Origin of the sequence: Terrabacter terrae (assembly GCF_039529575.1) — a bacterium.
Classification (GTDB): Bacteria; Actinomycetota; Actinomycetes; order Actinomycetales; family Dermatophilaceae; genus Terrabacter; species Terrabacter terrae.
On the sequence record NZ_BAAANB010000143.1, the window covers coordinates 1 to 1,516 of the forward strand.

A 1,516-nucleotide genomic window follows, 5' to 3' on the forward strand; every position below is an offset into this window, starting at 1 on the left:
GGAAGTTGGCGAGCATCCGGTGGCCGCCCTCGGTGAGCACGCTCTCGGGGTGGAACTGCACCCCGTGCAGCGGCAGGTCGCGGTGGCGCACCGCCATGACGACGCCCGAGTCGGTGTGCCCGGTGGCGACGAGCTCGGCAGGCAGGGTGGCGGGGTCGATCGTCAGCGAGTGGTAGCGGGTGGCGGTGAAGGGGCTGGGCACCCCTTCGAGGATCCCGGTGCCGTCGTGGTGCACGAGGGAGGTCTTGCCGTGCAGCAGCTCGGGCGCCCGGCCGACGGTGGCGCCGGTGAAGACGCCGAGCGCCTGGTGCCCGAGGCACACCCCGAACATCGGCGTGGCCAGGCGCGCGCACTCGCCGATGATGTCGAGCGAGACGCCCGCGCCCTCGGGCGTGCCCGGGCCGGGGGAGACCAGCACCCCGTCGTAGGCCGCCGCCTCCGTGGCGAGGACGGCGTCGTTGCGCACGACGGTGCACTCGGCGCCGAGCTGCTCGAGGTATCCGACGATCGTGTAGACGAAGCTGTCGTAGTTGTCGACGACGAGGATGCGGGTCATGCGGGCCTACTTCTGCGTGCTGACGGGACTGCTGGTGGGGCTGGGGCCCCCGGCCGGGGCCGGCACCGTGACGTCCTCGAAGGGCAAGTGCGGGCTGACGGCGGGGAAGACCCACGCGAAGAGCACCACCACGGTAGCGGCGAACAGCGCGAACGCGGACACGGACTTGGCGAGGCGGCCACCCGGGAGCCGGCGCCACAGTGCGGCATACATGGGTCAGGACTCCTTGGGCGCTGCGAGGTAGGCGACGGGCAGGCCCTGGGACCGCGGGATGGCGGTCTCGAGCCGTGAGAACACGATGTAGCGCGCGGCGTTGCCCCAGCGGGGGCTGCAGGTCGTCAGCGTGAACCAGCGCTCGGTGGGTTTCACGCCGGGGCGCTGCGGCACCGGCGCGACCACGTCGCTGCGGTCCGGTGCCACGATCTCGTGCCGCACTGCGCGGTACACGTTGTAGGCACTCCTGGTCTCGATCACCAGCACGTCGCCGGGCCTGATGAGGTCGATGTCGAGCAGCGGGTTGCCGTGACCGGAACGGTGGCCGGCGATGCCGACGTTGCCGACGGCGCCGGGCATCGCCGTGCCGGGGTAGCGGCCCATGCCCTGGGCGAGCACGTCGGCGCCCACGCCCTCGCGCACGGGCTTGGCCCAGTCGGCCCCGAGCCGTGGGATCCGCAGCACCGCGAAGGCCTCGCCCGGCTTCGGCTCCGGCAGTGCGGTGGGAGCCCGCGACGCCGGTGTCGCGGCACGGGTCGGCGGGTCGAAGCTGCGCTCGAGGCCGCTCACGGCGTCGGCCTGCTCCGCGCTCTGGACATGGGCCTGCCACCCGAGCAGCCAGACGACGAAGAGGCCGACGAGCACCCCGGCCGTGAAGAGCAGCTCGCCGACGGTGCGCACGAGGATACGAAAGGTCATGGGGCCCTGGGCGGTGGTGGGTGTGCTCACCGGATCGGCGAGGCGTAC

General features: G+C 72.8%; 3 protein-coding genes. All 3 read right to left on the reverse strand.

Features of this window, described 5'->3' with window-relative positions; genetic code table 11:
• Positions 1-556 (reverse strand): aminodeoxychorismate/anthranilate synthase component II (locus ABD194_RS20040; protein WP_343994792.1); only part of this gene is annotated, 556 nt, incomplete at its 3' end.
• 6 nt (positions 557-562) lie between these two features.
• The gene (locus tag ABD194_RS20045) at positions 563-769 is read right to left on the reverse strand and encodes a hypothetical protein (RefSeq protein WP_343994794.1); all 207 of its coding nucleotides are present in this window, start codon (positions 767-769) and stop codon (positions 563-565) included.
• 3 nt (positions 770-772) lie between these two features.
• On the reverse strand, positions 773-1,516 hold a 744-nt coding region (locus ABD194_RS20050), incomplete at its 5' end, for a class E sortase (protein WP_343994796.1).

Bases quoted from the DNA above. Each gene is read 5' to 3' on its own strand.
- ABD194_RS20045 (WP_343994794.1), bottom strand. From the start codon at position 769: ATGTATGCCGCACTGTGGCGCCGGCTCCCGGGTGGCCGCCTCGCCAAG.